At 46.0% G+C, this 387-nt stretch carries 1 protein-coding gene; it reads left to right on the top strand.

Annotated features, from left to right (window positions below):
- Positions 1-116 (top strand): DUF2061 domain-containing protein (locus ACTHSP_RS22520; RefSeq protein ID WP_440347074.1); only part of this gene is annotated, 116 nt, incomplete at its 5' end.
- Positions 117-387 lie beyond the last annotated feature (271 nt).

Here is a 387-nt window from a genome sequence, read left to right as displayed (position 1 = left end):
TCGAACCCATCGTCAATACCGTCGTCTTTTATTTTCATGAAAAAGCGTGGAACCGCTACGAGAAAAACAAATCCGAAAAGCAAAAATTGTGGGTGCCTCTGCATCAGTGCGGCTAAAGCTTCAGACGGCCTTTTGCTTGATTAAAACCGATTATGCTTTTGCGGCTCGTCCATCGCCATCAAAATGCCAAACCCTAAAATAGAGTAAGACTTTACGAAGGCTTCATGAAGGTAAAAATGCTAAAATACGCTATTCTTGCAAACCCATTCAGACGGCCTCAATGCTCACCGATTTAGAAAAAAACGCCATCCGCGACCATTACCAAAACATCGGCAAAAACCTGCCCGGTTTCCGTCCGCGCGCTTCGCAGCGGGAAATGATTGCGGC

The sequence above is a fragment of the Neisseria sp. P0001.S005 genome, from assembly GCF_051963715.1.
Note: the sequence above shows the minus strand (reverse complement) of the source record. Positions and strands in the feature narration are given on the sequence as shown.